At 63.0% G+C, this 757-nt stretch carries 1 protein-coding gene; it reads right to left on the bottom strand.

All coding sequences use genetic code 11. From position 1 onward, the window contains the following. Positions 1–92: 92 nt before the first annotated feature. Positions 93–545 (bottom strand): GNAT family N-acetyltransferase, encoded by a 453-nt coding sequence (locus ENE75_RS24650; RefSeq protein ID WP_128201774.1) that lies wholly within the window; start codon positions 543–545, stop codon positions 93–95. Positions 546–757 lie beyond the last annotated feature (212 nt).

The raw sequence follows: 757 nt of genomic DNA, 5'->3' as shown, positions 1-757 counted from the left end.
AGGCGGCGTAAGCCTGGTTCGCGATGATGCCTCATAGGCCGCGGACCAGGCTTACGCCGCCTGCCGGAGCGCGTCGGCGCTTGAGCGAGGGGTTAGGCCGCACCTTGCAGCGGCTCCCAGGAGTAATGGTTGTCCCACTCTGCAGCGCTCTTGAGCGCGAAGCCGTGGCGCATGTAGAACTCATTGGACCGGCTGCCCTTGAGCGCGCCGACCCTGACAGGCAAGCCTTGCTGCCTTGCTCGGCTGAGCACGTACTGCATGACCTCGCTGCCGACGTTCCGCCCTTGGCTGCCGGGCTCGACATACAAGTGATCCAACAGAAGGTGATCTTGCTTCCCGCGAAGAACGAGCAGGCCAACCGTCTTCCCGTCTTTCAGGATGTGCCACGTCTCCGAGGGATCGAACGAGTCAAGAAACCTCGTTCGAGCTCGTTCAGGATCGAACCGCCCAACGGCCTCTAGACTTGGCCGCATTGCACGAACTCGAAGCTCCGCCAAGAGGGCGGCGTCTTCGGCTGTTGCTGGCTTCAGGGCGATGGCAGACATGGGGCCAAATGTGCGGCCTAACGTTCGAGCTAAGCCGCGCGCGCAGGCAGGCGGCGTAAGCCTGGTTCGCGATGATGCCTCATAGGCCGCGGACCAGGCTTACGCTGCCTGCCGGAGCGCGTCGGCGCTTGAGCGAGGTGTTAGGCCGCAGTTTCAGCATTGCCAAGTGCGAGCCACATGTGAACCTTGGACAAGTACCCCTCTTGCCCACG

Origin of the sequence: Rubrivivax albus, from assembly GCF_004016515.1 — a bacterium.
GTDB lineage: Bacteria > Pseudomonadota > Gammaproteobacteria > Burkholderiales > Burkholderiaceae_C > Rubrivivax > Rubrivivax albus.
The sequence above is the reverse complement of the archived record's forward strand: the minus strand, read 5'-3'. Positions and strand labels throughout refer to the sequence as shown.